The organism is Acidovorax sp. IB03 (assembly GCF_016406015.1).
Classification (GTDB): Bacteria; Pseudomonadota; Gammaproteobacteria; order Burkholderiales; family Burkholderiaceae_C; genus Acidovorax; species Acidovorax temperans.
The window spans coordinates 1-26,390 of the sequence record NZ_JAEFCH010000039.1 but is presented as its reverse complement, the minus strand read 5'-3'; the positions used below and the strand labels follow the sequence as shown (position 1 = coordinate 26,390).

Annotated in this window: 28 protein-coding genes and 1 pseudogene; 2 read left to right on the top strand and 27 right to left on the bottom strand. The window is 64.3% G+C overall.

Features of this window, described 5'->3' with window-relative positions:
• The first annotated feature begins 17 nt into the window (after nucleotides 1–17).
• The gene (locus IHV84_RS17025) at nucleotides 18–1,853 is read left to right on the top strand and encodes a DUF262 domain-containing protein (RefSeq protein ID WP_198847743.1); all 1,836 of its coding nucleotides are present in this window, start codon (nucleotides 18–20) and stop codon (nucleotides 1,851–1,853) included.
• A 288-nt stretch (nucleotides 1,854–2,141) separates the two neighbouring features.
• Complete coding sequence (locus tag IHV84_RS17020; protein ID WP_233100096.1) at nucleotides 2,142–3,155, top strand: DUF4917 family protein; 1,014 nt, start codon at nucleotides 2,142–2,144, stop codon at nucleotides 3,153–3,155.
• Nucleotides 3,156–3,169: 14 nt separating this feature from the next.
• Here IHV84_RS17020 and IHV84_RS17015 read toward each other — a convergent pair whose 3' ends face one another.
• The 27 genes and pseudogenes from IHV84_RS17015 to IHV84_RS16885 form a co-directional block, all read right to left on the bottom strand.
• A complete protein-coding gene (locus tag IHV84_RS17015) occupies nucleotides 3,170–3,670 on the bottom strand; it encodes a hypothetical protein (RefSeq protein WP_198847741.1) in 501 nt (166 codons plus the stop codon).
• A complete protein-coding gene (locus IHV84_RS17010) occupies nucleotides 3,667–4,176 on the bottom strand; it encodes a lysozyme (protein ID WP_198847740.1) in 510 nt (169 codons plus the stop codon). The genes IHV84_RS17015 and IHV84_RS17010 overlap by 4 nt, the downstream gene beginning before the upstream one ends.
• Nucleotides 4,173–4,412, bottom strand: a complete 240-nt coding sequence (locus IHV84_RS17005; protein ID WP_198847739.1) for a hypothetical protein — start codon at nucleotides 4,410–4,412, stop codon at nucleotides 4,173–4,175. Before IHV84_RS17005 ends, IHV84_RS17010 begins: the two co-directional genes overlap by 4 nt.
• Nucleotides 4,409–4,714, bottom strand: coding sequence for a DUF6127 family protein (locus tag IHV84_RS17000; protein WP_198847738.1), 306 nt, complete (start codon nucleotides 4,712–4,714; stop codon nucleotides 4,409–4,411). Before IHV84_RS17000 ends, IHV84_RS17005 begins: the two co-directional genes overlap by 4 nt.
• Nucleotides 4,715–4,816: 102 nt before the next feature.
• Entirely contained in the window at nucleotides 4,817–5,038 is a 222-nt protein-coding gene (locus tag IHV84_RS16995) for a hypothetical protein (protein ID WP_198847737.1), read from the bottom strand.
• A complete protein-coding gene (locus IHV84_RS16990; protein ID WP_198847736.1) occupies nucleotides 5,031–6,986 on the bottom strand; it encodes a hypothetical protein in 1,956 nt (651 codons plus the stop codon). Before IHV84_RS16990 ends, IHV84_RS16995 begins: the two co-directional genes overlap by 8 nt.
• A gap of 17 nt (nucleotides 6,987–7,003) precedes the next feature.
• A complete protein-coding gene (locus tag IHV84_RS16985; protein WP_198847735.1) occupies nucleotides 7,004–7,399 on the bottom strand; it encodes a hypothetical protein in 396 nt (131 codons plus the stop codon).
• The gene (locus tag IHV84_RS16980; RefSeq protein WP_198847734.1) at nucleotides 7,396–8,391 is read right to left on the bottom strand and encodes a hypothetical protein; all 996 of its coding nucleotides are present in this window, start codon (nucleotides 8,389–8,391) and stop codon (nucleotides 7,396–7,398) included. The genes IHV84_RS16985 and IHV84_RS16980 overlap by 4 nt, the downstream gene beginning before the upstream one ends.
• Nucleotides 8,392–8,394: 3 nt before the next feature.
• Nucleotides 8,395–9,660 carry a hypothetical protein gene (locus IHV84_RS16975; protein ID WP_198847733.1) on the bottom strand — a complete coding sequence of 422 codons (1,266 nt, stop codon included), beginning with the start codon at nucleotides 9,658–9,660 and terminating at the stop codon, nucleotides 8,395–8,397.
• An 18-nt stretch (nucleotides 9,661–9,678) separates the two neighbouring features.
• Nucleotides 9,679–13,290, bottom strand: a complete 3,612-nt coding sequence (locus IHV84_RS16970) for a hypothetical protein (protein ID WP_198847732.1) — start codon at nucleotides 13,288–13,290, stop codon at nucleotides 9,679–9,681.
• Nucleotides 13,290–13,700, bottom strand: coding sequence for a hypothetical protein (locus IHV84_RS16965; protein ID WP_198847731.1), 411 nt, complete (start codon nucleotides 13,698–13,700; stop codon nucleotides 13,290–13,292). The genes IHV84_RS16970 and IHV84_RS16965 overlap by 1 nt, the downstream gene beginning before the upstream one ends.
• A gap of 9 nt (nucleotides 13,701–13,709) precedes the next feature.
• Nucleotides 13,710–17,666 (bottom strand): tape measure protein, encoded by a 3,957-nt coding sequence (locus IHV84_RS16960; protein ID WP_198847730.1) that lies wholly within the window; start codon nucleotides 17,664–17,666, stop codon nucleotides 13,710–13,712.
• Nucleotides 17,667–17,669: 3 nt separating this feature from the next.
• Nucleotides 17,670–18,314, bottom strand: a complete 645-nt coding sequence (locus tag IHV84_RS16955; RefSeq protein WP_198847729.1) for a DUF6441 family protein — start codon at nucleotides 18,312–18,314, stop codon at nucleotides 17,670–17,672.
• Nucleotides 18,289–18,498, bottom strand: a complete 210-nt coding sequence (locus IHV84_RS16950; RefSeq protein WP_198847748.1) for a hypothetical protein — start codon at nucleotides 18,496–18,498, stop codon at nucleotides 18,289–18,291. Before IHV84_RS16950 ends, IHV84_RS16955 begins: the two co-directional genes overlap by 26 nt.
• Entirely contained in the window at nucleotides 18,495–18,905 is a 411-nt protein-coding gene (locus tag IHV84_RS16945; protein WP_198847728.1) for a hypothetical protein, read from the bottom strand. Before IHV84_RS16945 ends, IHV84_RS16950 begins: the two co-directional genes overlap by 4 nt.
• 11 nt (nucleotides 18,906–18,916) lie before the next feature.
• Nucleotides 18,917–19,669, bottom strand: a complete 753-nt coding sequence (locus IHV84_RS16940) for a hypothetical protein (RefSeq protein ID WP_198847727.1) — start codon at nucleotides 19,667–19,669, stop codon at nucleotides 18,917–18,919.
• Nucleotides 19,666–19,860 carry a hypothetical protein gene (locus IHV84_RS16935; RefSeq protein ID WP_198847726.1) on the bottom strand — a complete coding sequence of 65 codons (195 nt, stop codon included), beginning with the start codon at nucleotides 19,858–19,860 and terminating at the stop codon, nucleotides 19,666–19,668. Before IHV84_RS16935 ends, IHV84_RS16940 begins: the two co-directional genes overlap by 4 nt.
• 5 nt (nucleotides 19,861–19,865) lie before the next feature.
• A complete protein-coding gene (locus IHV84_RS16930) occupies nucleotides 19,866–20,270 on the bottom strand; it encodes a hypothetical protein (protein ID WP_233100093.1) in 405 nt (134 codons plus the stop codon).
• Between the two features lie 46 nt (nucleotides 20,271–20,316).
• Nucleotides 20,317–20,622 (bottom strand): hypothetical protein, encoded by a 306-nt coding sequence (locus IHV84_RS16925; protein ID WP_233100089.1) that lies wholly within the window; start codon nucleotides 20,620–20,622, stop codon nucleotides 20,317–20,319.
• Nucleotides 20,619–21,632, bottom strand: a complete 1,014-nt coding sequence (locus IHV84_RS16920; protein WP_198847724.1) for a major capsid protein — start codon at nucleotides 21,630–21,632, stop codon at nucleotides 20,619–20,621. The genes IHV84_RS16925 and IHV84_RS16920 overlap by 4 nt, the downstream gene beginning before the upstream one ends.
• A gap of 2 nt (nucleotides 21,633–21,634) precedes the next feature.
• Nucleotides 21,635–22,012, bottom strand: a complete 378-nt coding sequence (locus tag IHV84_RS16915) for a head decoration protein (protein ID WP_198847723.1) — start codon at nucleotides 22,010–22,012, stop codon at nucleotides 21,635–21,637.
• A 1-nt stretch (nucleotide 22,013) separates the two neighbouring features.
• Nucleotides 22,014–23,267 carry a S49 family peptidase gene (locus IHV84_RS16910; RefSeq protein ID WP_198847722.1) on the bottom strand — a complete coding sequence of 418 codons (1,254 nt, stop codon included), beginning with the start codon at nucleotides 23,265–23,267 and terminating at the stop codon, nucleotides 22,014–22,016.
• Nucleotides 23,268–23,300: 33 nt separating this feature from the next.
• A complete protein-coding gene (locus tag IHV84_RS16905) occupies nucleotides 23,301–24,815 on the bottom strand; it encodes a phage portal protein (protein WP_198847721.1) in 1,515 nt (504 codons plus the stop codon).
• A gap of 1 nt (nucleotide 24,816) precedes the next feature.
• A complete protein-coding gene (locus IHV84_RS16900) occupies nucleotides 24,817–25,038 on the bottom strand; it encodes a phage head-tail joining protein (protein WP_127803859.1) in 222 nt (73 codons plus the stop codon).
• Complete coding sequence (locus IHV84_RS16895) at nucleotides 25,038–25,430, bottom strand: hypothetical protein (RefSeq protein WP_198847720.1); 393 nt, start codon at nucleotides 25,428–25,430, stop codon at nucleotides 25,038–25,040. The genes IHV84_RS16900 and IHV84_RS16895 overlap by 1 nt, the downstream gene beginning before the upstream one ends.
• A complete protein-coding gene (locus tag IHV84_RS16890; RefSeq protein WP_198847719.1) occupies nucleotides 25,430–25,921 on the bottom strand; it encodes a hypothetical protein in 492 nt (163 codons plus the stop codon). Before IHV84_RS16890 ends, IHV84_RS16895 begins: the two co-directional genes overlap by 1 nt.
• A gap of 30 nt (nucleotides 25,922–25,951) precedes the next feature.
• A pseudogene (locus IHV84_RS16885) lies at nucleotides 25,952–26,338 on the bottom strand (terminase gpA endonuclease subunit); the annotation flags it as partial.
• Nucleotides 26,339–26,390 lie beyond the last annotated feature (52 nt).

The window sequence follows — 26,390 nt, the reverse complement described above, 5'->3', positions numbered from 1 at the left end:
AACGAAGAAGGAAGAAGATGGCTCGCATCGAAAACCACAAGTACAGCATCGAGGAGGCATTCCGTGAGTGCTTCTACATCGTCCCGGACTACCAGCGCGAGTACGTCTGGACGGACAAGGAAGTGCATCAGTTGCTGGAGGACATCGGCGAACAGATCGATGCGGGAACGACGCGGGAATATTTCATTGGCACAGTCTTGGTGTCGCCGACCGAGCAGAAGAACCATTACGAGGTCATCGACGGCCAGCAGCGCTTGACGACGTTCTTCCTGCTGCTGTGCGCGCTCAAGCATCTGTTCCGGGGCGAGCCACAGCGCCAGATGATCTCCGGGCTGATCTCGACCAGCTATGTGGACAGCGACGGCGAGGTGCGCACCACCCTGAAGCTGGAACCGCGTTACGAGAGCGCAGGCGAAGTGATGGCCAAACTGGTCGAGCTGGATGCAGAGCCACAGACCGTGCGCGCTGGCATCCAGTCTGCTGGCATCACCAGCTTCGGGTCGCTAGAGAACTTGGTCAATGCTTACAGCACGCTGTACCGCTATCTAAAGGACAACTACGACGACACGGCCAAGCTGAAGAAGTATTGGGGCTATCTGGCCAACAACGTGGTGTTCATCCAGATCTCCACCGACGTCAGCAGCGCGTTGAAGATTTTCGAAACCATCAACGAGCGCGGCGTCGGTCTGAACCCGATGGACTTGCTGAAAAACCTGTTGTTCACGCAGGTCAAGCAGACCCAGTTCACTCAGCTCAAGGACGAGTGGAAGAAGATCACCAAGCCACTGGAGAAGGAGAAGGAAAAGCCGCTGCGCTTCTTGCGCTACTTCCTGATGGCCAACTACGTCATCAAGAACGAGCGCGGTGATGCGGTGGTGCGCGAGGACGAGATCTACGACTGGTTCATCGCCAAGGACAACGCGGCGCTCTGCGACTACGCAGGCAAACCCTTCGAGTTCGTCCGCAAGGTGATTCGCAACGTCGAGCACTACTTGGCCTTCGCCAACGGGCTGGGGAATGACGGCAAGCCCAGTCTGGCGATGGACAGCCTCAAGCGGCTGGCCGGTGGGGCGTTCAGCTTGCACTACGTCCTGCTGCTGGCAGCGGCGAACTTTCCGAAGCCGTTATTCGACCACTTCGTGGCGCAGCTTGAGAGCTTCCTCTTCTACTACATCTTCACCAAGACGCCGACCAAGGATCTGGAGCGGAGCTTCTCACAATGGGCCGACGAGCTGCGTGCGATTGCGGAGACAACTGATCCGGTGAAGCAGAAGGTTCAGCTCAACACCTTCGTCGCCGACCGTTTCGAGAAGAACATGGCGGGCAAGTCGCAGGAGCTCGCCGATGCCCTCAAGCGCTTCACGCTGTATTCGATGCAGCAGTACCGCACGCGCTACCTGCTGGCGCGGCTGACCCAGCACGTCGAGATGGCGTTCAGCGGCTTGAAGGCCCCAGGCAGTCTCGAGCCATTCACCAAGCTGGAAATCGAGCACATCCTGCCCGACAACCCGAAGGCGGAGCTGCGTGCCACGTGGGCAGCAGAGAACCCGAATGCGGTCTACGACGACTACAAGAATCGCCTCGGCAATCTGACCTTGCTGGAAAAACCAATCAATATCGTCGCGGGCAATGATTTCTACAAGGCTAAGCAGGCAGAGTACGGCAAGAGCGGAAACTACCTGACGCGCAGCCTGGTGGCGCTGACCGAGGTCGGACAGAACACATCGATTTCCCGGATCAACGCCAAGCTGGAGGCTTTTCCTGCGTGGAATGCCGCGTCCATCGAGAAGCGCCACGCGCTGCTCATCGCGCTGGCGCAGGAAGTCTGGAAGACGACGCCAATTGACGTCTGATGATGGGGTCTATCGATATGAGTAATGCATCAGCACCTGCGCCGATGTGCGATGACTGCAAGGCCTTGATTGGCGCGTCGAGAAGCACGAAGCCTCATGCAAATCTCGAGTACAAGGACGGCAGAAAGGTCTCGTCGATGATGGGCGCTGCCGATGAGGCGTACTACCGCTGCAAAGTGTGCGGCCACGAATGGCTGCACGAGACCGGATCTTGCGGCATGGGTTGGGTTGCATAGCTGTGGCGGCTCGCATGGCGAGATCAACCCACAATGACGTCCCGTGAAGATTATGGACAGAATCGATATTGGCACCTGGGCAAACATCAGCGCTGAAGATTGGAGTTCCCTCCTTCTGGGCAACGGCGCCAGTATCGCCATCCACAAGGAGTTCGCATACCCAACACTCCATGGCATCGCTGATGCAAAAGGACTGCTCGCCACCACTGCCCCAATATTCGCCAAGCTCGGGACAACCGATTTCGAGCATGTTCTGCTCGCGTGCTGGTATGCCGAGCACGTCAACGGGGCATTGGGGACGCCGTCGGCCGCCATCTCCGCAGCCTATGAGGAGGTCCGTACAGCACTGATCGAAGCTGTGCACAGTGTGCATCCGGTGCATGCCGATGTTGCCGCCGACCTGCAACTGGTCGGTGCGTTTGCGAGCGCGTTTCCCACTGTCGTCAGCCTGAACTACGACCTCACCTTGTACTGGGCCATGCTGCTGTTCAACGCGGCGAACGGGAGTTGGTTCAAGGACGCATTCCACGACGGGGAGTTCCAGACGGATTGGGAATATCTGCGGCGACCCTATGGGCACGCTGCAGGAGCAACATTGGTTTTCTACCCTCACGGCAGTCTTGCGGTTGCGCGTGACTACCTTGGTGATGAGACAAAGCTCGCTGTAGGCGCGGGAGCAGCAGGTGACTTGCTTGGCACCATAACCCGGAGGTGGGCGTCCGGGCACTATGTGCCCGTGTTTGTAAGCGAGGGAACCAGCAAGCAGAAAGTCGCCGCAATTCGTCGGAGCCACTACCTGACGAACGTGTACGAAGAGGTTTTGCCCAGCCTCGGAGAGCGTTTGGTCGTGTATGGCTGGAGCTTTGACGAAAGGGATCAGCACGTGCTCGATGCCATATCGGTAAATCCGCCGAAGCGAATGGCTGTCTCGGTGTTCACGGGGCAACCAGACGGAGATCAGCAGGCGTTCTGCCATCAGGTACTCAAGGCCATTGGCCGGTCCTTGCCTGGCACAGAGGTCACGTTCTTCGATTCGCGGAGCCCGGGTTGCTGGAACAATCCATGATGCGGTGCTGAACCCTACTGCTCGCTGGCAACCTTCATCTCCGTGACCCACGTTTGCAACGCCCTTAGCTGCTCGGCGTTCTCGTGACAGGTCTGGTAGTTGGCAGCAACGGTTCCGGCGACGGCAGAGAGCGCAATGCCTGCGGCGGCCGCACCAGCATCTCGGGTGGGCTCGGGCAGTTCACCGGTGGCGGCAGCGTCGTGCAGGCGCACAAAGCCACGGTTGATAGTGCAAGCAGCGTCAGCCTGAACGGGCACATAGACGGGAACCTCCTTGATGATTGTGTCGCCCTTCTCGCGGACTACGCGGACGCGGTCGACGTACTGGGTGACGACCTTGACGGTGGCCTGCGCCTGCCGCTCACGGATGGTGGCGACCTGCAGGGTCTGCTTCTGGACGGCGGCATCCCACTGCGCTTGAGCGTGACTCGCGCCCTTGATCCAGCCAAATCCGATCAGGGCGACGCCGAGCGCCGCGAGGGCCAGCAGCCGGTACGGCCACGGAATCACGCTCACGACGCCTCCCCGATGCACTGCCGGTATTCGGCTTCTCGCCGTGTAGCCAGCCCGCCGCACAGCCGCGCGTTGGTGGGCAGCGCGCAGTCTTTGCCCTGGAAGAAGCGCCAGCGCAGCAGCTCGGTACAGGCTCCCGCGTAGTCCTCGGCGTTGAGTTTCCTGACCAGCGTGGATTGGCAGAACGCGCGGCTGCCGACGTTGTAGGAAAAGCTCACCAACGCGTCGTATTCGTGCTGGGCCAGCGGCACGGTCACGCATTGCTTGAGCGCGCCTTCGAACTGCTGCACATCGGTCAGCGCCCGAGCCAGCGCCTTCGGCGGCGTGGTAGTGTCGCCCAGCTTCACCCCGGTGGTAGTACCGAACCCGATGGTCGGCACATCGCCCTTTACCGGGATCACTGCGCGGTCGGTGTAGCCCTCTTGCAGCACGATGCCGACCAGGGCGGCGGCGGACAACGTCAGTCCGGCCACCGTCCTGCGCATCACGGGTGATGTTGGCCGGATCATCGGTGCATCTCCGGCTGCGCCACGATGCGAGCCACGGTTGCGCCGATGCTGGCGGCAAAGGCCAGCAGCACGAACGCGCCCCTTGGCATAACGTCTAGCAGTACGTCCCCGAACAGCGGCACCACCACTTCCGCCGCCGTGAAGGCAGCGGCCAGCAGTGAGAAGCGGATGCTCCAGGCCCGTCGCAACACGCGCCGCCAGTCGTCCAGTAGGCAGAACTTCGGCTTGGCAGTCATTGCACGCCTCCCATCAGCTTCAACTTGATGGCGGCCCCCACCAGCAGCGCGGCCAGGATGCCGGTGGTCACAACCTTGATGGTGGTCTGCCACGCCGTTCGGCGGGCATCGCGCCACGCTTCCAGCAGATCGCGCAGTTCGCGGATGTCCTTCGCGGCACTGCCGTTCTCCAGCCCGAGATGGGCAAGGCAACGCTCCGCACCGCGTTCGGCGACACGGTCGAGCAGTTCGTCGAAGTCCTCGCGGCGTAGCAGGAGCATGTTTTCCACAAGGGCGGCGGGTTGTTGTTCGGGTTCGGTCATTGCAGGTCTCCAGTTCAACGAAGTTGTGGCGAAGCCAAATGCGAAACCCGCCTGATGCACATGGCACCAAGACGGGTTCAGGGTTGATCAGGAAGATGGTTTTCAGATTTCGATGATTTCCAGCGTCAGGCTGGGTGCGCCGCCTTCGATGACGTCATCACGCACGAACACCTTCTGGCCGATGGCAGCGCTGCCGCGTGCGCGGATCAAGCCGCCGCCGGGCAAGGCGACGGTCACGACGCCGGAGCCGACGCCCACCACCGTGCCCGCCTGCAATGGCGGATCAGGGATGAGTTGGCGGAACTGCTCGTAGAGGTTATGCATGGCTCTGCACCCCCAAGGTCTGCCAGACCTCCGGCATTCCTGCCTCGACTTGCGTCGAGCGCACGATGCCCAGCCTCGTCACGCTGCCGTCCTGGTACTCGACGAACGCACCCGGCTCGATGATCCCCGTCTCGGCCAGCACCGGCAGGCGCAGGCTCACCTCGATCTGTTGCCCGGTATCGGCCAGAACCGAGATGCCTCGCTGCCGCGCCGCAGTGGCTTCGGTGATCAGCGCATCGACCACCATCGGGGCCAGCACATCCCCGGCAGTCCCGGCACGGGTCACCTGCCCGAGCACACCGACATCCTGGCCGGACACGAACACGCGGTTGTAGCCGGGCTTCTCTACCCAGCGTAGCGACTCGCGGGCCACCGCATCGACGGGCAGCACGAAGTCTGGCGTGACGGTGTTCCACTCCCAGGGCGCAGCCGGATAACGGTGGCGCACGCGGATGCTCTGGTCGGACGGGTGCGGGATCAGGTACCCCCCGGCGGCGCTGGCAATGGCGACCAGGGCTTCCATCCACGTGCCCTGCTGGGTGAACACCCCGGCCGGGACGTTCCAGTCCGTCAGTCCCCAATCGATGTTCCAGCCCAGCGGGATGCCGTTTAGCGTCAGCACGTCGTCCATCAACTGCCGCGCCGTGCGCGCCTGCGGCTGCTGGAAGTTCACCACTGGCGCATAGGGCGCGGCCAGCACGGCATTGCGCCCGCGACCCGAGACGCGGATGCTGGTGTCACCGAAGCTGCGCTCACGGCTGATGCTTTCCGCTAGCACGCGAAACTGCGTGCCGTTGACGCTGGCCACCAGTTCGACCGGGCCGGAAGCATAGCCAGGCGCGACCAGACTTTCCGCCTTGGCGGGCAGTTGCGCATCGAAGCCCCACGTCCAGGACGCGGCGTCGAGCGACAGCGAGAGATTGAACACCGGCACCGGCAAGCCATCGGGCAGCCGGTGCAGGGTCACGTTGTTGATCACGAAATAGACCCTCCGAACGGGAACGACCACCGGCTCACCATCGGGCGGGTCGGTGTGGTTTTCGCAGAAGAACAGCAGATGGGCACTGGCGGGAGCCTGCGCAGCGAACAGCAGGTGGCCGCTCGGCGTGTAGCAGCGCGGCGGCTCGGGCGGCTCGGGGATCACCCACACGCTGATGCCGGGCGGTGGCCGCATCGCTTCCTGGTACCGCCCGCGCCAGCCGACCGGTCGGCGGCTTGCGCTCTGGAAGTCCGAACCCTGGCGCTGCCTCAGCAGGCGGGCGTTCTGCCAGAGGGCGAGCCGACCGGCGCGCTTGCTGCGGTCACCGTCCTGATGCGCGAAGCGCGTGGCGTCGCGCAAACGGGTGGCGTACTGGAACACGCCAGTCCGAATCTGCGCGATGGGCGTCGCGTTCTCGTGGGCGAACCCGGTTGCGCCGTGCAAGCGCGTCGCCTGCTGCTGGCCGGTGCGCCGCAGTAGCGGCGCGGCCACCAAGATTGGCGGCAGGCGGTGCGCGATGCCGTGTACCGACACACCCCCACGCTGCCACGCCGCGCCCCAGCCTGCGGGCGTGGCCGTCGCATCCTGCTGGCGCTGCGCTGCGCCGCCCTCGTGCTGCACGGCCTGCTGCCACTCGTCCGCCGTCTGACCCACCGTCGGGCGCTGCGTGCGCGAGGCGTACCGCACCTCGCCGGTCAGCACCACGCCGGGCAGGCTGGCCACGCCGACGTTGAGCGGCACGCTCGGGCGCAGGATGATCGTGCTGACTGTCAGGCTCGGCAGCTCTGCCAGCACCGCCAGCCGTGCGGGCGGAATGAAGGCGACGCTGACCACCGGCAACGGCAGCGTGGCCTGCACCACCACGTCGTTGCGCGGTGGCACGTAGTCCGCGCCAAAGATCAGATCGGCGTCGGTGGCGGCGGGTTGGTCGTACAGCAGGTCGAAGTTTTGCCCAAAGTTCACAGGCATCGTTCACCCCCGACATTTCAGCCCAAGATGGCCGACACCATCCGGGCGTCCCCGCCCAGGTAGAGGTTGGTGCTGGCGAGCTTCACATCGCCCGCGCCATCGGTGCCGCTGCAATCCAGATCGAGTGCCGTCACCTCACTGCCGTTGACCAGCCGCGCCCAGGTGGCGATGCCGGTGGCAGCGATCAGGCCGTCCTCCTGCTGGGTGAGCGTCAGCAAGCCGCCCGCAATCGTTCCTGCGGGCTTGGTGAGCGCGATCTCCACCAGCATCGCGCTGGTGGGCGTCGCCGCCGGGTTGGGTGGGCGCGTGCCGCCGTAGATGCGCAGCCGCGCGGGGTTGCTGCCTGCATTGAGGAAGGACAGCGTGCCCGCCAGCCGCGCCTCGTTGTGTTCCTGCGTGATGGCGACGGTCATGGCATCAGCTCCGGCCTGAGGTTGTCCGCGATCACCGCGCGGTACAGCTGTCGGTAGTCGGTGCTGATCACCGTGTAGCACTGTTGAGGGTCGATGCGCTCGAAGCGGTAGGTGCCGTCAGCCTGAGACCACGTGCTCGCCACCAGGGCGTGGGTGTTTTCGCTGTAGAGCAGAACTTGGCGAACGAGGGGTTGGTCGGGCTGCCCCTTCTCCTTGACGGTGCCGGTGATCTGGCCGTTGCCGCCGAAATAGATGTCTCGGCGCGCGCTGGCCACAGCTCGAACCCGGGGCGGGTAGCTGCCTGGCTGGCTCCACAGTTCAGTGTTCGGGCTGTGCCAGCGGGCCAAGGCAGCGGAATGCACGCCGACCGGCGGTCCCGCGAGCGCGGCACGGCAGACGGATTCGAGCGCGCGCACGTCGGCAAGACTTGCGACACCAGACCACAACCCGGCCGCGAAGAAGCGCTCGCTGCCGCCGATGTTGTATTCGTTGCCGTCGGCGTAGTAGCCGATGCCGCCCACGCTGTCTGCCACCCACGAGCGCGCGAAAGCCGCGCCCGCCCAGTCGTCGTTGATGTACACGCGGGCACTGGCCGGGCTGACGACCAGCGCCATGAACTTGGGCGCGCCCCACGCGGGCCCGCTGCCCACCTGACCGCCGCTGCCATTGGCGTATTGGTAGATCGCGCCGTTGGACTCCTGATCCAGAAAATAGCTGTTGCTGTCGCCGAGGGTCTTGTAGAACACCAGCCCTCGGCTGACGTGCATCACGAAGCCCGCCAGCACGAAGTCGCCGGACAAGGACATCGGCGTGGCCAGCGGCCAGGGCTTGTCCTGGCCGTACAACCCGTAGAGCAGAAATGGCGTGGCCACACCGCCCTGCACGGTGATGGCATTGCTGCCGACCTGATCCTGCAGTTGCCCGTTCGCGAAGTGCAGCGCATCCCACGCCGCGACCGGCGTCAACGACGCCACGCTGTCCCACCACGCCATGGCTTACCTCCACGGCCCGGTGATATCGAAGGCGATCTGCGCGCCCTCGGTTTCCGAGCTGTACTGAGTCCTGACCAGCAGGAACTTCTTGCCCGCCTGACCAACCACGTTATCGACGATGGTCTGATCGCTGTAGGGGAGGTACTGCGGCATCCACAGCATTCCCGGCATCAGGCCGCGCATATGGCCCGACTCCTCGCGCACGTAGGTGGGCAGCAGCCACAGGCTGTAGTCCGGGCCATTGGGGAACGGCATCGGGCCCCGGCCACAGACTTGGCTGGAGTTGTTGGTGTTGAGGGACGTTAGCCCGAAACGCACCGGGTTTCCGAGTTGGGTGTGACTGCGCAAGAGGACCTTGCCGGTGAACTCCAGCGACTGCGTGAGCCCATAGCCGTTGAACTGACCGGGGTAACTGATGTAGTGACTGTTGCTCCCGTAGATGTCGTCGGCGCACAAGACCGTTGCGTAGTTGTCGGCGGGCTTGAAGCTCGTGATGTCGCCAAAGCAGTAGCTGTTGCACCCGAACCAGTTGTAGCCCGGAGCGTTGGTCAAAAAGAGGAAGAACAGCCTGTCGTCACCGATGAGCACCCAGTTGCGGTTGCCCGCGCCACCATCGGAATAGGTGTCGTAACCGCCTTGGCGGGCGTGGTACCACTTGTGCCACCCCCACTGGTTGGCCTCGACCTGCTTCCAGTTCTGCGTCGGGTTGTTCGGATCGAACGGGGCCTGCGCGCCGACGATGGTATCGATGTCCGCCAGGTCTTCGACGATGCCGACGTTGGCCCACTTGGCCCAGCTCGTCGTGTAGTTGGGGGTCTTGAGGCTGTTGTCGATCAGCAGCAGGTTCTGCGGCGAGGCGGGGTTCTTGCTGCGGTACGCCGCCTTGTTCGTACCCGCGAACGCCTTCTCCCACCCCAGCGGCGCAACCTTGGCCGACAGGCTGGTGGCGCTGGTCGCGGGCGACACGGGCGTGCCGGTCACTGCGAAGGTGAACGTAGTTGCGGTGGTAGCGATAACCCGGAACTGCCCGTTGTACGCGGGCTGGTCGACCCCAGCGATCTCGACCACCTGCTCTGACCGATAGGCGTGACCCGCGCTGATGGTGGCGGTGGCCACGCCATCGACACAGGTCAGCGTATCGATTGCCTTGAGCGCGAAGCCGTTGACAAGGCAGGCGTCGAGCATCGTCACCAGATCGCCCCAGTTGTTGGAGATCTGCGGCGCGCCGGTCATGCCGCTGTTGAAGTACTTGACGGTGAGGTCAGCCATTGAATTGATTCCTTCTGGTCAAGGGGTGTCGACGTCGCCGCGAATCAGCAACGTGAATTGGTCGTCGGGCACGGACTCCGGCCCCTGCTGGACGGTGCGCACCACCCAGACCGGGAACTGGCTGCCGATGGTGTTGAAGCGCAGCACGTTGCCGGTGGCCCAGCCGTTGCCCCAGCCGAGCGCAGGCAGGCGGAAGTACGGCACCCCGGTCGCGGGGTTGTTGGGGGCGCAGTCGGCACTGGTGTTGCCGGTGGCGATCACGCCGACGTTCTCCCCAATGACCTCGAACGAGGTGCTGTTGGTCATCCGAACCACCCAGCGCTCGGTGAGCGCCCCACGATTGGTGACCGTGATCGGGTACTGGGTGTGGTTGAAGGTGGCGGTGGCGGCGCTGCCGATCAGTTCATCCGACCAGCTGCCGTTCCAGGTGCTCTGGTCGAACACGAGGTTCACGCGGGCGAACAGGTCACCGGCCACCAGCGCACTGGAGACGAAACTGCCAGAGACCGGATCGCCGGGACTGGCCAGCGGATAGGCGTGCGTCAGCGGGCGCGTGAAGCTGATCTCGCCGTTGATCTGAACGTCGCGCACCACGGCCATGTCCTCGATGCGGTGCTCGATGGTCACTGGCTGGCTGTAGCCGGTCACGTCGGTGAACGTGACCGTGCCTGCTTCCAGATCGGTGACGTAGCCGGTGTGGATCACCACGCCGTCGTTGCCGACCACGCGCACGCGCGACAGACGCACGCGGGCACAGTCGATGGTCTGGCCGTTGCTGACCGAGGCGGTGATGCGACCGGTGTGGCCGACGACGGCAAAGCCTCCTGGACGGAAGATCGGCACACGCCCGTCGCTGGGCAGGCGTACCGGGTCGATGCCCAGCAACGCCGCATCCAGGGGCAGATAGCTGTAGGCCACGGCGCTGTAGCGCAGGCTGGAGGCCGCGACCGGCTCTGGCCGGAAGATCTTGCCGTCTGGCCGCACGTTTTCAAGATCGAACCAGGGCTCGGCCTCATTGCCCGCCGCCGTGACCACGGTGCCAAACCGCACCCGCACGAGGCCGGTGTCGTAATCAACGCTGCCGATGACGCCGGACGCGGTGATCGTGCCGTCGATGCCTGCCGTCACGGTCTGTGTTCCACCCACCGCACGGGCGAACTGGATAGACAGCGATCCCGGGCGCAGTGGCGCAGCACCCGTGCGAAACACGTACTCGCTGGAGATGTTCTCGCCCACCGTGGTCACGCAACTGGCACGCACCCAGGTGTTGGACGCACCAGCCACCCATGAAGTGAGAGTCACTTCACCCGACAGATAGTTGATCGTGCCGCGCTGAACCCAGCCGCTGGGTGTGAATTCACGCAACGTGCCCTGACCGCTGTCCCCCCAGGGCCCATGAAACCCGCCGTTGTGGAGCACCACGGAGCCCGTCACGACCTGTGCATTGACGCCCGGCACCAGCCGAAACGATGGACTGAACGCAAAGATTTCGCTGTGGTTGCTGGTTGAGCCTGCGCTGTTGTAGCGCAGCAAGACGCGGCCGGACTCGTCGTTGGGGTACATGGACGGCGCATCCACATAGCTGATGCCGCCGTAGTTGAGGCGGAACATCTGGCCCACGCCCGAGGCCCAACCAAGGCGCTGTTCGGTATACACCGGGCTTGGAATCTTGATCGTCACATCCGGCTGAAACTGCACCGCCCCGGTGGCGTAGTTGACGCTACCGATGACTTGGCCTGCGCGCAGCACATTGCCCGCACCATCGTCGCGGGCGTATTGCGTGGGATCGACCCCGTTCCACAGGCCCAGCCCCATCGCCTGAATCTGCTGCAGCGTGTAGACCCCGAGCACGGCGGTGTCCGTCAGGGTGTTCCACTCGATCTCCAATGAACCCGGCTCGATGGAGCCCAGGGTTGCAGTCACCGGCACCTTGCCCTGGCCATCGCGCGAGGGGTGCGCGAAGCTGTGTTCCTGCTTGGGGCCCGCAACGTAGTCCACGGTCAGCAGCGCGCCGACGGGCGGCAGGACATTTGGCGCGAAGCTCAAGAGGTTCTGCGCGACGTTCAGACTACCGGTGGCAGCACCACTGAGCTCGCCAGACGTGGTGGCGGACGCCGTGCGCGTGCCCGAGCCGCTCTCGTGTGGCCAGGTGATGGTGAGCGTCCCCGGCTGCACACTCTTTCCTTCGGGTGGGGCAAGCTGCAAGGCCTGCGATGCTTTCAGGACGATGGTCGGCTGCTGCGTTTCCTGGGTCGGCACGTTCCACGTCAGGATCAGCGATGAGCCTACGTCGGGCAGTGCCCCCAAGGTCACGACGAATGCCCCGGTGTTCTTGTTGAAAGTACCCGCGCCGTAGCTGGCATCCAGCCCTTTGAGGGAGCCATTGCCGCCATCCGACAGCACGTACCAACGGCCCTGCGCCATGTAGCTGATGGCAAGCGTGCCGGGTTGCGGCACCGGGTTCACGGAGCCGACGTAAGACTGGCTGCGCGATTCCGGCGTGACCGCGATCTCCGCGCTTTGCGGCGCGCGCTGCAGTTGTGCAGCAGGTGTGTAGGTGATGGCCTTGCTGTTGGACATCGAGCCGGAGTTCAGGCTCAGGATGCCGTTGGCGTAGTCGATGGTGCCCAGCGTGCCGCTGGCGGTCTTGAGCAGGCCCGCGTCGTCGAAGATCGTGATGCCATCGGTGACGATGGACAGCGACCCCGGCAGGCAGCCACCCGGCAGGTTGAATTTGATGCTGGTGTTCCAGGCGTGGCTGGCCGTGTAGCTCACGGGTGCCGCGCCCGGCACCGGCAAACCTGCTGCTGCGTAGGGGGCTACGCCCGAGATCGGCGTCTCGGTCTGGGCGCTGGGCACGAGCTGCGTGTAGATGGACGCGCCCTTGATGGTGAAGTCGCCCACATTGGCAGCCTGCGTCAGCGGCACGACGCCGACGTAGGTGCCCGCGTCGGCCACCACCGTGTCGCGCGTTTTCGTGCTGTTGGTTGCCCGCGTGAAAGTTCGGCTGGCGGGCGAGCCCGTGAAATCAAAGCGCAGCGCGTCGCTGATGGCGACGGTGACGACCGCCGCCTTGTAGTCCTGGTCGGTGTTGTAAGTGAAACTGCGCTCGACCACCGACACGGCGGTGGCGCGGATGTACTGCTCCTTCTGCGTGGGCAAGCCTTCGTTCTCGATCAGGACGAGGGTCTGGCCGACGTTGGGCACGGCGTCGCTCGAGCGCTGGAAAAGCTGCACCACGCGTTGGCCCGCAATGTGGTTCTCGAACAGGTAGCCCGCCCATTCGGGGCCCTTATTGAGGTAGGCCTCGATGCGGGTCTGCGCCTGCTCACGGGTGTCGAAGGTCTTGCGGGTGGAAAACAGCGTGACGCTGACGCGCTCGTCCTGCGGCGGTTCGGCCACGATGACGTTGGCACCGAAGTAGGTGTCGGTGTCATCCGTGGCCACTTGCACAAAGCTCTTGCGCAAGTTGACACGGCCTCCGGCGCGATCCAACTCGGAGATGTCGGGGAAGATGGCGTTCGATACGCCATCGGCAATCACGAGGCCCGTGGGCGCACCGCCGCCTTCGGGCACATCGGCCATCACGGCGGACTTCAGCAGTTTCACGTCGCCGGATTGGATGGGCATCAGGCAATCTCCAGGAATCGAAGGGTCAGTCGGTAGAAATCGGTGCTCGCGCGCGCCGGGAAACCCATCACCGGCTCGGCCTCGATGGCGACCTCCTGGTGGCGGAAAGCGACCGTGAAGACCCGGCCATCGGCGAAAGCAAGTTCGAAGCGGCCTGTGCTGCCGCCCACCGGAATCGCCGCCCACGCGCGCAACTGCTCGATGGCGGCACGCGTCACCCACGCCATGTCGGGCGCGCCCACCAAGGTGATCGGGCGTCCTGCCTGCCGCGTGGCCGACTGGATCAGCAAGGCCCCGGTGATCAGGTAGGAAGTGCTGGCCACCGCAGGCGACCACGCGTGTTCGTCTGCCCACAGCAAGTCGTCGGGCAATGGCAAAGCCACCCCGGTGGCGAGGTTCTTCAGTTGCATCAGGGAATCTCAGACAGTGCGGGCGCGGGCGGCGTCGAGCAGTTGCAAGAGGCGCGCTTCATCGCGCGCATCGACGGTGGCGTTGACCTTCTGCTGTCCCGCAGACAGTTCCACGCGCACGGTGCGGGTGGGCGTACCTTCGGGCAACGAGGGACGTGGCAAGGTGATGCCAACGGGTTGCACCAGACCACCGGTGGCAAAGCCCTGAATGCCCGCCAGCGCACGCCCGGCCAGGGCCTGCGCCGGGGCAGACAGGTTGTTGATGGCTTCAAAGAAGCCCACGCCAAGGCGCGCCACCGCCGATCGGTTGACCACGTACTCACCCGGAGTGAGCATTGCTGGCACAGTGTCGGATTTCGCCAAGCCACCGCGCCGGTAAAACTCGCCCTGGTTTTGCTCCATGTAGTCGATCAGCTCGCGCTCCAGGTCTTGCTTGCTGTTATTCATGGCCCATTTCCAACGCTCAATAATCGCTGACAAAGCGCCCTGCTCTCGGCTCGTCAAGGTCTTGAGCGACTCCAGGCGTTCGAGCACAGGCTTGTCCAGATTCCACATCTTCGACCAGTGATTGCGCGTAGCCTGGTTGGCAATCGGGCCGCCCCAACTGCCCGTGTTGATGCTCAACATGCCCAGTTCCATCATCTTTTGCGCCCGAACAACTTCGCGGTTTTTCTTCGGTTTTTCACCCCTCACAAAGCCACCGGTGGCAAAGTGAGCGACGCTATTGGCCAGCCGCGAGAGTGCTCCGCTGCCGTACTTTTGCACTGCCGCCTTGCGAATGACGAACGCACCGGCCTCCAAGGTTCGCGGCACGGTGTCGTGGTGGCCGGAGCCGGGCACCGAGCCACCGCTCATCCGGGGAAAGGCCGGAGCCACCGCACCGCCGACGGCGAAGTGGCGCACGCCACCCACCAGACCACCGGTGGCGTTCGTCTCCACCTTGCGCACGTAGATCGTGTGCGTGCTGCTGGTATTGGCACCGTTGAGGCTCATGATTTCTGAACGGGCCGCATCGGCATTGGTGCTGACCTGGTGGCGCGACTCGGTCTGGATGCGATCAAGGGCTTTGATCATTCCGTCCACGTTGGTAATCGCGGCTTGGGCTTTTTCTGTTGCCACCTTGAGCTCGAACTGCGCGTTCTGATCAGCGTAGGTCTTGAGCTTGTCCAGTGCCTCCCGGGCCTTGGATACATCGGCATCGACCGGTAGCGTCTTGCCTTCTTTGAGCAGCTGCTCGTATTCCTTGAGTTTCTTTTCCGCCTCCTGCAGATCGGCCTGGATTTGCAGCAGGTATTCCTTCTCGGCCAGCGCCTTGTCCAGCTCAGCGATGGCCTGGTCGAAGCGCGTGGTGTCGGCATCGAGCGTGAGTTTCAGACCCTCTTGAAGCTTGGATGTGATCTGGTCGATCTGGGTTTGCGTCTGCTCCAGCGTCTGGCGGATCTGGTCTCGGGCCGTCAAGGCCGACTGGGCCGCCGTCTGGTGGGCTTTGGCCTCCGCATCCAGGGTCTGGTTGAGCAGTTCCTCGGACTCCCGGATGCGCTGGATAGCCTGGTTGACGCCATCTTTGCCCTGGGCAATCTGCGCGTCGGCCTCCCGGGTCTTTTGCGCCAACTGGGTACGGAGTTCATCGGCCTGACGCATCAGTGCATTGGCCTTCTCGTACTCCTGGTTGCGAAAGGCCTGGCGCGACTGTGCTTCGAGTTGTGTGACCTGCGATACCGCCTGTTCTGACTGTTTGCGAGCATCCTCGCCGCGCTTGGCCTCGCTGGTCTGGCTGCTGGCCACCTGTGCGGCCAAATCCATCGCTTTCTGCGCGAGCTGCCGCGCTTGCTCGAATTCACCATTGGCCAGCTGCTCACGGGCCTTGGTCTGGTACTCCGCGATCTGGCGTTTCCGGTCCTCCGTGGCCTCGTACTCCGTCATGCCCTGGCGCCGAATGTCGCGCACGCGCTCCTCCGTGGACATGGACAGCTGTCGCTTGGCCTCCTCGATGCGCTGGACTTCCGCCAGATGCCGGTTGGCCTCGGCGTTGAGGGCGTCGATGTGCTGGCGGTACTCAGAGAGCGCCTGGGTCAGCGTCTGGCGCTTGGTGGCCAGGATGTCGTTCTCGACACGCTGCACGTTGGCACGGCGCTCTTCCTCGGTCTGGCCTTGCCGGGCGGCGGCGTCCTTGCGCGCCTGCGTTTCCTGATCGATCAGGCCAAGTGTCTCGGTCGTCGCCTGACGGCGCAGCGTGGTTTGCTGGGTGAGCGCCTCGGTGAGCAGTTGGGTGGACTGGGTGATTTGCGCCGCCTCGGACTGCTTGGAGAGCTCGAGGGCAGATTTTTCTTGGTCGTAGCGGGCTTTGACGGCCTGGATCTGTTGCTGAAGGTTGGCCTCCACGATGGAGGTAAGCCCTTTGTAGGCTTCGGCCATCTTGGCGGTGGCGTCATTGACCTGCGCCTGCGCCTTACCGACCGCCTGTTCGACCTCGCCCAGCCGGGACTTGAGCTTCTCCAACGCAGCATGTACCGCCTCGATGCCACGTCCGACCGCTTCCTGAGTGCCTTGGCGCACGGCTTCGAGCCGCTTGGCGATTTCCTCGACAGCGGTGGCCGCCGTATTCATCGCACCCTTGGCAGCCTCCGTCCCCTTGCCCGCGTCGGCGTACATCTGCGCAAAGATCTGGTTCATCTCGGCGAGGCGCTGCTGGTGGCGCTGGGTGGCCTGGGCAATAGTGTCCGAAGTGAAGATGGCTGCGAAGGCTTCCCAGCGGTACTGAAGTTGCTCCACGCCCTTGACCAGCATTTCCACCATGAAGATGCCCGCCTTGCGGACGATCTCGAATTTCTCGGACAGCCAGGTACCGATTTCCCAACCCACGAGGAAAGCGCCCAGCACGGCAAACGACGTCTTGAGCAAGCCCACGCTGGCCACAGCCGCCGACACCGACAGGTTGGCCGTTGCCCAGGCCGCCGATGTGGCGCTGGCGGCTGTCACTGCAGCCGCACCTGCCGTCTGCCAGGCCGTGATCAGGGCTGGGATCAGGCGGTAGATGAGCACGGCCAGACCCACCTCGGCGATGCGCTGCAGCCACTGCATCACCAACTCCAGGTTCTGCGATAGCCAGGTCAGCGCCTCGGCAAGCTTCTTCGTGAAGCCTGTCGATTCGTCCAGACGACTGATCCACTGGCCGAAGGCATTGGACAAGCGCGTGAACGCCTGGCTCACGGTGGCGGGCAATTGGGCGTATTCAGCCGCCAGCTTGTCCTTTTGGCCCATCAACGCATTGACCACCACGTCGGCAGTGAGCCGACCCTCCTCAGCCAGCTTGCGCAGCCGTCCGATCGGCACATTCAGTCCGTCAGCCAAGGCTTGCGCCAGACGGGGGCTGTTCTCAACGACAGAATTGAACTCCTCACCGCGAAGCACTCCGGATGCCAGGGCCTGGCCAAACTGCAGCAGGGACGACTGCGCCTCGGCGGCCGAAGCGCCCGAGATGCGCAGTGCCTGCGAGATGCTCTCGGTAAGGGTGAGCGCGTCCTTTTGCTCACCGCCGAGCATCCGCACCGCCTGCTGGAGCTTTCCGTACAGCGTGGCGGTTTCCTGGATCGGAACGCCAATACGCTGGGCGATGTCGAAAAGCTCCTTCTGGGCAACGGCGTACTCGCGCTGGCCAGCGGTGGCGAGCTTAAGGCGAGCGGACATCATGTTCCAGGCGTCCGCGATCTGGACGATCTCCTGCACCTTGCCGCTGGCCCAGTTGATGGTCAGGAAGGCCAGCAGTTGTGTCTTGGCACGGTTGATCTGTTCGCCAAAAGCGGAGACCCCCGCATTGACCTCGGCCATTCCGGCAGATGCCTTCTGGCCGGCAGTCTTAGCGCTGCCCGAGAGTTCGCCCAGCGACTTCTCCGCCGAATCAACGGCGCGCTTGAGCCCCTCATCGGCGCCTTCGAGGGCAACGAGGACAGAGATGCGATTGGCCATTGCTCAATCCACACGTCGTAGCTGTTTTTCGATGGCTGCTGCCAGTCGCGGAACACGTCCAGCGACCAGGCGCTCGACATTCAAGCGTTTTTTGAGCTGCACGCGTGGCACCAGCACTGCAATAGGAATGTCTGCCCCGCGCTTCAGATTCTTGATCCCCTCGGCCTTGCGGTAGCGGCGCTTGAAGCCCGACAGTGGCCGGTCGTGTTCCTTGATGTTCTCGGCCATCAGCACGATGTTCCCCTTGGCGTTCTTGATGAAATAGGCATTGCCACCGCGCATCAGTTCGGCGATCTGCGCCTTGAAGCGTTTGCGGCCCACGCGCCCGTGCAGCGGGATCAGCATCCGGCCGGAAATAGAGCCGCCACGCTCGTGGATGCCCGACCACGGGATGCGCGAGCCGACGTAGAGCGCGGGCAGCAGGTTCTTGTCCTTGTCGAGCACCTTGGCGGTAAAGCCCTTGACGAAGGACTTCTTGACCACCGCCATCTGGCCCGCGACGTGGGTGCGCACGTCCTCCTTGAGCTCGGTGGCTTCACTGGCGATGCCACGCGCGACCGCCTTCTTGACCTTGTCGCGAAACTCGCCGCCCCAGCGGCGCAACTGCGCCTGCGCAGCCTTGCTATCGATGCGGATCGAGATGCGCACGGTCTTGGAGCCTATCGAGGGTCTGGTCGAGGTGACGCGAATCGCCGCGCGCGCCGATGGCGATCAGCGAGAGCAGCCGCGCATCGCGTGCGGCGTCCACCCGCGCGGTGGCGGCAGCGAAGCCGCGCACCTGCGCCAGGGTGTAGTCGAGGATGTCGGGCAACCGGTGGCCGCGCTCGATCAGGTGCTGGACGGTGTCGAACCAGCCGTGACGGCGGCTGCCGCCGCACTCGTCCGCGCGATCAGACCGCCCATTTCTCCGTTCAGTCGCGGCATCACCGTCCGGGTAAAAAAATCGGCGTTCACCTCGATCACCTTCGCTGCCAGCAGAATCGCCTCGTCGGCGGCCAGCTCGTCGACCCACGCGCGCGGCTTGCCGATGGCAATCGACACTGCGGTCAGCAGTTCGTCACCGCGCTCGCCGATCAGCGTCAGCCAGTCGATGCCGTCTCCACCGATCTGCTGCATCACCGGCGTGATCGCACGCAGGAACGCGGGCATCTGCCCGACCTTGAGTGGCTTGATGGCCAGCGGCTCGCCGTCGATGACCAGTTCCACCGCCTGCGGGATGAGGGTTTCCAGATCACTCATGGCAGTCCCCATTACAGTTGCACGATACGGCCGAACTGGCCGAGCACCGCGTCGTAGGGCTTGGTGGTGTCGGCCAGGAGCGAGCCTTCCAACTCGAACTTGTTGTACTCGTCCGAGATGAAGGAGATTTCCTTCAAGGGATCGAAGGCCACGCGGTACAGCTCGACCAGCACCTTGGCGTTGCCCTGCGCGGTGTTGATGCCTTCCAGGCGCAGGTAACGCTCGGGCAGCGCCTGCGTGAAGATGCCGATCTCGGTGGCGACGCCGTAGCTGTAGGCCGCCTTGAACGGTGCGGTAAAGCCGGTGGTATCCAGAAACTGGAGGGCACCGAAGTCGGTGTCGGCGGTGTAGTGCGTGCCTGCGGTCAGCGTCGCGGGCGTGCCTGCCGAATCGGTCACCACCAGTGCCGAGACCTTGGGGTGCGCGAGGAAGTAGCGGTCGCCGACCACCGGAGCCGCGCCGCCAATGGGTTCAGCCGTCACAGTGCCCGTGCTGCCGGTGACGTGGTTGCCGTACAGCGCCAGCGCGAGGTTTTCCTTGGTGAACTCCTCGATGGTGAGGTTCACAGTGGCCGATTTCTGCTTGACCATCCGGTGATCCAGCGAACGCTGACCGGTCTGGCTCTCGTAGTGCTCCAGCACGTCGGTCTTGAGCGAGAGCTTGAGCTCGGCGACGTTGCCGGGCGAGCGCACTTCGATGGGAAGGCCTTCGAGATCGCGCTTTCCGAGGAAGACGCGGCCTTGAAAACTGGCATAGGTGCTCATTGCTTGGGTTCCTTGCGTTGGAGGGGTTTGGGTTCGGGAATGGGTTCAGCGGTTGGGGCGGTCGGCTCCGGCGTGGCGATGTCGTGCGCGATCAACCAGTCGGCTGATGTCGCGTCGATCTCGATCCGGTCACCGACGCCATACGTCTTGCCCGCGTGGGTGTGCGGGCGCATCAGGACAAGTTGGGTCATAGGGGTCATCCAAGGGTTGAAAGGTCATTGGCCAGCGTCCGGTACGTGATGCGGTAACGCGCAGGGAGCGCCACGGCCACCGCGTCGGCGTCCTCGACGTCCCACTCGCATTCCTGCTCGCGGATGCCAAGGCTCAAGCCACCCAGGTTCCGGTCGGCCAGCAGCGCGGCGTGGGCAGCAGTGAGCAGCCGGTCGGCTTCTGTCTCCGGAATCGCGGGCGGCACCGCGCGGGCCAGCGCGACGAGGCGCACGATCAGTTCGCGCGTGACGCGGTCGTTGGCGCGTTCGGTGATGGATTCGGACTCGGGGAACACCACCAGCGCCGGGCACTGCTCCCGGCTGATGGCCACCGTGGGCGAGCGGTGTAGCGTCGCACCGAGCGATTCCACCGGCGTTCGGACAGCCGCCATCACCGCGAGCAGGATCTGTTCGCGGATCGAGTTGCCGGACACGGCGCTAAACCCTAGTGAGCTGTGCGCGCATCTCCGAGCCGTCGCCCACGGCCCGGGTGCTACGCACCTGATAGATCACGCCATCGATCTCGACCGCCTCGCGTGGGGACAGACCCACGAACACCGACGCCGGGTACGACATCTGATAGTCGGTGGTCGAGGCCAGCCCGTCGAATACGGAATCATCAGGTGCCGTGAAGCCGACCGCGTGCGTCTGCGACGGAGATCCACCGGCTGGCTGCCACCGGCAATCCCGCAGAAGACCAGCGCTCAAAGCGGCGGCATAAACCTGCTCGACGAGACCCATCATGCAGCCACCAGCTTCACGAGCACACCAGGGCGATGGCACATCGGTAGCGGGTTGGACTGCGTGTGCAGGTCGGTGCCCCGGTCAAACTTGCGCGGCTCCTGCTTGGCGTAGAGCGATAGGCCGAGCGTATTCACCGTCTCGTTGAAGTCGGCTGGTGCAAAGTAGGTGCCGAAGGTGTCGATGGTGCCGGTCGGGAAGGCGTGGGCCTCGCCTGCCTCGATGAAACGGCGCACGACAACGTTCTCGCCGATTCTCGCAACAGCTTTCCCCCGGTACTCCTCGAAGGTAATGCCGCCATAGGTGAAGCCCTTGCGCACATCGTTGATCAAGATGGCACCGTTTTGCCAATTGGCATAGGCCGTTTTTACCGTCGGGTGGGCAATCAGCGCTGCAAAGAACTCCTGCGAGCACAGCACGTGGATTCCGGTTGAGAACTCACCACCGAGACCTTCTTCGATTGCTGCTGCCGTAGCGATACAGGCGCCTTTGACGTCACCTTTCTCGTTGGAAAACGGAAACTCGACAACGGTCTGATCGATCTCGAAGGCATCGAACAAATCCACCAGCTCCGACCCATCGGCGTCGAGGATCACACCCTTGAGCGCCCCCATACGCAGGTGCTCCAGCGTGATGGCGTGCTTGTTGCGCATGGTCTCCAAGTGACGGGCGACGACGTTGGCGATGGATTCGGTTTCAGTTTCCGAACCGAAGGCACGCAGACCTTGCACTTCTTCCGGCAGCACCACGTCGTCGTGTGGGATGTGCGGTACCACGAAGGAGCGCAGCTTGCGCTTGCCGCGTACGCCAACCGTACCAGGCGAACCCGGTGGCAAGGTGGGCAACAGGTTGAGTACACCGTTCATCTCCTCCACGATGATCTGGCGCTGCCGTACCGGCTTGGACGGCATCAGGTTCAGTTCTTCCAGACGCCCGTAGCGGTTGGGCAGGATGTTGATGGCGGCTGTCAGCGCCGTCATCGAGAAGGCGGGATTGCTGAAGGGGTTGTTCATGGTCAGGCTCCTTGGCGAACGAGCACGCCCAGCGCCTTAAGCTGCGCAATGGCGGTGAGTTTTTCGGCGGTGGTGACGGCGTCGGGCCACGCGAGCGCGTGGTGGGCGACGATGGCGTGGCGCGCGACGACGAGACCGTCGTCACGGTCGATCAAGGTGGCGTCGCAGGCCTGTAGCAGCACGCCAGCGGCGACCTGCGTGCCGTCTTCTGCGGACGGATCGAGCTGTTTGAACTTGGCCGTTGCGGTGACGATGCCGACCACCGTGCCCAGCGGCAGGTTCTGGCCCGAAGCGACCGTGACGCGGTCGCGCGAGTAAAGGTTGGGGGCTTCGTACTTGAGCAGGTCGCCCAGGTTCAGAGGTTCGGCGAGAGCGGGCATCTCAGATCTCCTTCTTGGTGGATTGCGCTGCGATCTGCTTGGCGGCGTCGATCAGCGGATTGCTGGCCACAGGGCGCGCGGCATCGGGGGCGATGCGGCTGGTGATTTCGGGACTGGCTTCGGCCTGCGCCGCAAGCAGTTGGCTGCGCACCTTGGCGGGCGAGGACTGGGCTTCGAGGAAGCCCGCAATCAGGTCGGTTCGCCCGGCCAACGTGCAGGTCTGGGCGATTTCGACGGCGTCGGCCACGCTCAGCGCGGTGGCGGTGGCGGTGGCGGTGGCGGTGGCGGACGGTTGAGGATGACTGCCAGCAGGATCAGCAAGAGGCCGATCAGAAGCAGCGGGGTCGGTTCGATCATTCATGGAAGACTCCATCTGGTGGTTGCGAAGAAAGCCCGCTTGGCTGGCCGGAGCCACCTGAGTCGGGAGTGGGGAAAGCGACTGCGTGAGTTGCGTGAGCGCTTCGTCGAGGCTGCCGACGGCATCGGCAAGACCGGTGGCAACGGCATCCGGGCCGAAGAACAGACCCGCTTCCGTGGCGCGCACGGCGTTCGCATCGAGGCCGCGATGGCGCGCGACCGTCTCGACGAACAGGTCATAGATGCGATCCACCTCGGCCCTGAGGACGGCGTGGGCTTCGTTGGAGATCGGTTCGTGCGGGTTGAGGTCGTTCTTACGTTCGCCTGCGAACACGGCGGTGTAGCGAACGCCGTCATGTGCGTCCTTCACCGACTGATCGACGTGCATCGCGATGACGCCAATCGAGCCGACACCGCCGGTGCGCGCGACGAACACGCGGGTGGCGGCGGACGCCAGCGCATAGGCCGCCGAGAACGCCATGTCGTTGGCCACGGCCCAGACGGGCTTCACTTGCGACGCCGCGCGGATACGGTCGGCCAGATCGAACACGCCGCCCGACTCGCCACCCGGCGAGTCGATGTCGAGCAGGATCGCAGCGACCTCGGGGCTGGTGAGCGCGGCGTCCAGTTGCGCGGCGATACCGGTGTAGCTGGCAAGACCCGATTCGGCCTCGAGGCCCGAGGTTCGGCGCACCAGCGTGCCGTGGATCGGGATGACGGCAACCTTGCCGCTCGGAGGCCCAGGCGCGCGGGCCGCAGGCGTGTAACCCACGGGCGCGGCGAGGTCGGCGAGGCCGATGCGCGCACCGAGCACGGAGAGGATGATGTCGAGTTTCGGCCGATGAATCGCCAGCGGCACGCCGAACAGGCGCGCAGCCAGATGAGGTAGCAAAGTCATGGGAATCCTTCGGGAAAGCGGTCAGGCAGCGAATCAGGGAAGCGATTGGCTACCGGTGATGTCCGGCGCGTTGGCGCTGCGGTTGGGTTCCGAGCTGCCGCCGTCCTTCGACGTGTAGCGAGGATCTGAGTCGAAGATCAGGCCGAGGTCGTCGGCGCGCTGGTTGTCGGCGGCGATCTCACGGTCGACGTCTTCGGCGTCGTAGCCGTTGGCCGAGATGGCTTCCGAGCGGCTCATCAGGCCGGCGCGGATAGCCAGCAACATCGCTTTGAATTCCTTCTCCGGGTCAACCCACTGCCAGCCCTGGGGAATCCACTTCACCGCGAGGTACTGGCGGCGACGGGCTGGCCCACCACGCGCAAAGCCCGGGGCATCCAGGGCCCCGGCGAGCACCGCCTGCTTCATCCAGGCCGCCCAGACCGGGCGGCACATCTGATGCACCAGCACGCCGTGCTGCACCATCTCGCAGCGACGCCGGAACTCCAGCAGCCCGGCAAGGATAGACGAGTAGTTCACGCCGGTCAGATCGCCGGTCAACTGCTCGTAGGTGATACCAATGGCGGCGGCGACCGCGCGGAACTGGGTGCGCAGGAATTCGGAGTACGAACCGCCAACATCAGCCGGATCGGAGAACTTGATGTCCTCGCCCGGCTCCAGGATCTGCAGCGTGCCCGGCTCCAGTCCGGCAAGCGCAATCCCGTCGGCGTCCGCTGCACCTTCGCCCATCAGGTTGTCCTCAGGGTTGGCGCGCGTGACGAAACCCGCGAACATCGCGGCGGTCTTCTTGCGCACCAGCTCGGCGTCGTCGTACTGGTCGAGCTCGTTGAGCTTGACCAGGGCCCGTGACAACCAAGGCTCGCCCCGGATCTGCCCCGGGCGCAGCACGCGGAACAGGTGAATGATCTCCTTGGCGTCGATGCGCACCGTGTCCATCCCGCCCTGGCCCGACATCGGAGCCAGTCGCCCGTCCTCCGGGTGCGAGCGGTACAGGTGGTAGGCCACGCGCCGCCCAAGGTTGTCGAACTCGATGCCGGAGCGCACGACGTTGCCGGACGGCAGATCGGTGTTCAGGTTGATGGGCAGGTGCTCGGGCTCCAGCAACTGGAGTTGCAGGGGCACCGACAGGCCATCCTCCGGACGGCGTGGCCGCAGGCGAATCAGGCATTCGCCACCTTCGAGCATCGCCCGACACGCCAGGGCCTGCAGGCCATAGAAGTCGGTCTGTCCCGCCGCGTCTGCTTCCTCAACCCAATCGCGCCACAGTGCTTGCACCTCGGCCTTGAACCGTTCGTCGCCAGACAGGCTCTGCGGCTTGATGCCGGTGCCGACCGCGTTGGCCACGAAGGCTTCGATACCGGCCTGCGCCCAAGCATTGCGGCGGACGAGGTCACGGCTCTTGCCGCGCAACTCGGCGTTGGTTGTCAACATCGCCGCAACCGCGCCCGGGTTGCCGGGCATCCAAGCCAGCGAGCGACGGCCACGACCTGCGGCTTCGTGTACTGGCGAGGCACCGAACAACCGGCGCACCGTTTGGGAGAACCACGCCATCTCAGAACCCCTTGCGCGTGGTGACGCGAATCTGGCGTGGCGCGCCGGGCAGCAGCCCGGTCTCAGCCGCCTGCTGAAGCAGGCCCCGCCTGACTTCGCGGATGGCGGCCATCAATTCGTCGACAGATCGGTACTCGACGGTCTTGTCGGCAAAGGTCACGCGCCGTTCGCCCTTGGCGAGCGCGCTCTCCAAGGCCTGAAGTTGGATTTCTGTGTAGGCCATCAGCGGTACACCAAAAGATTGATTTCGGACGAGTCGTCGAACGACGTTGCTGTCGTCGCGCAGGAGATGTCGACGTACTGGGCCGTTTTCAGGTCGGAGCTGGCGCGAACGACGGCCACACGCTGCTGGCCGCTGTTGCTGCTGCTGCGTGCGAGCGCCGTCCAGCAGTAGTTCGCATCCGGCATCGCCACTGCGAAATGCACGCGGTAGCGGCCCGCTGCCGTGCGCACGACGCTGGCCACGTTGTGGGCACTTCCGATCACGACCTGACCGGCCACGTAGCCAAAACTCACCCACACCCGAGCGAGACCAGGGTGCGTGGCGTCGATCTTGGTCTTGACCTCAAAGCCAATGCGCGCCGCCAGGGCGGCGATGCCAGACGCGAGGCTCATCAGGCCAGCGCGCCGTCGAAGATCACGACGAAGTCGGTGTCGGTGTTGCCGACATCGGCAGCCGCAACCGCACCAATGTTGGTGCGCGCCTGCAGCTGTTCGGCAACGGTCAGGGTTTGCGCCGCGTCGAACCGCACCCGCAGATTGACGGCAGCCAGGAGCGCGTCCAGGCCCGTGGTGCCGTTCTGCAGCAACTGCTGGATCTCCACCAGGGTGTCGTAGGCGGCGTCTGCTCCACCGAGGATGTCGGCCTTGAGCGCGTCGAGCAGCGACACGATCTTGTTCGACGAGTAGGTGGTGGAGGTGGCGATCTGGTTGTCGTCGATGGCGGTTGCGGAGAGCACCGCCGCCTTCAGTTCGTTGATCGCCGCGACCAGACTCGACTTGTCGGTGGTGGACAGGCTGGCTAGGTTTCCCGCCGTCGCCCGGACGTCGTTGAACTCCTGGGCGACCCGGATGACCAGGCTCTCGACACGGGTGGCAAGACTCATTTGTTCTCCTTGGTTTGAAGGCGACGGCCATCAGCGAAGCCAACGGCTTCGGATGACGCGTCGACCGGTATTGCGAGTTCCAGAAGCAGCGAGGCCACCGCTGGGGGTGGCCTCGTTCAACTCGATGTCGTGGATGGGCGGTGGCGCATCCGGTGGGGGGGCTACCCCAAGTTGCCGCTCCAACTCCCGCCAGTGGCGTTCCTCGAAGCGATCCAACCCCGCCGCCGATGCGGCCGCGCGGGCGTAGACGTAGCAGTCGAGCGCTTCGTTGCGCTCTCGCATCTTTTGCCACTCGCGCACCGGGAAGCCGTTGCGGTCGCGGCGGGTGATCAGTTGCTCGGCGCAGAGCTGCTGGATGAACTCGGCGTCGATCTTGGGCAAATGGACGAACCCAGCTGGAAACACCGGGGTCGAGCCAATGCCAGTCAGTTAAGAGCTGACTGGCATTTTTTTCGTTGGGAATTTGGAA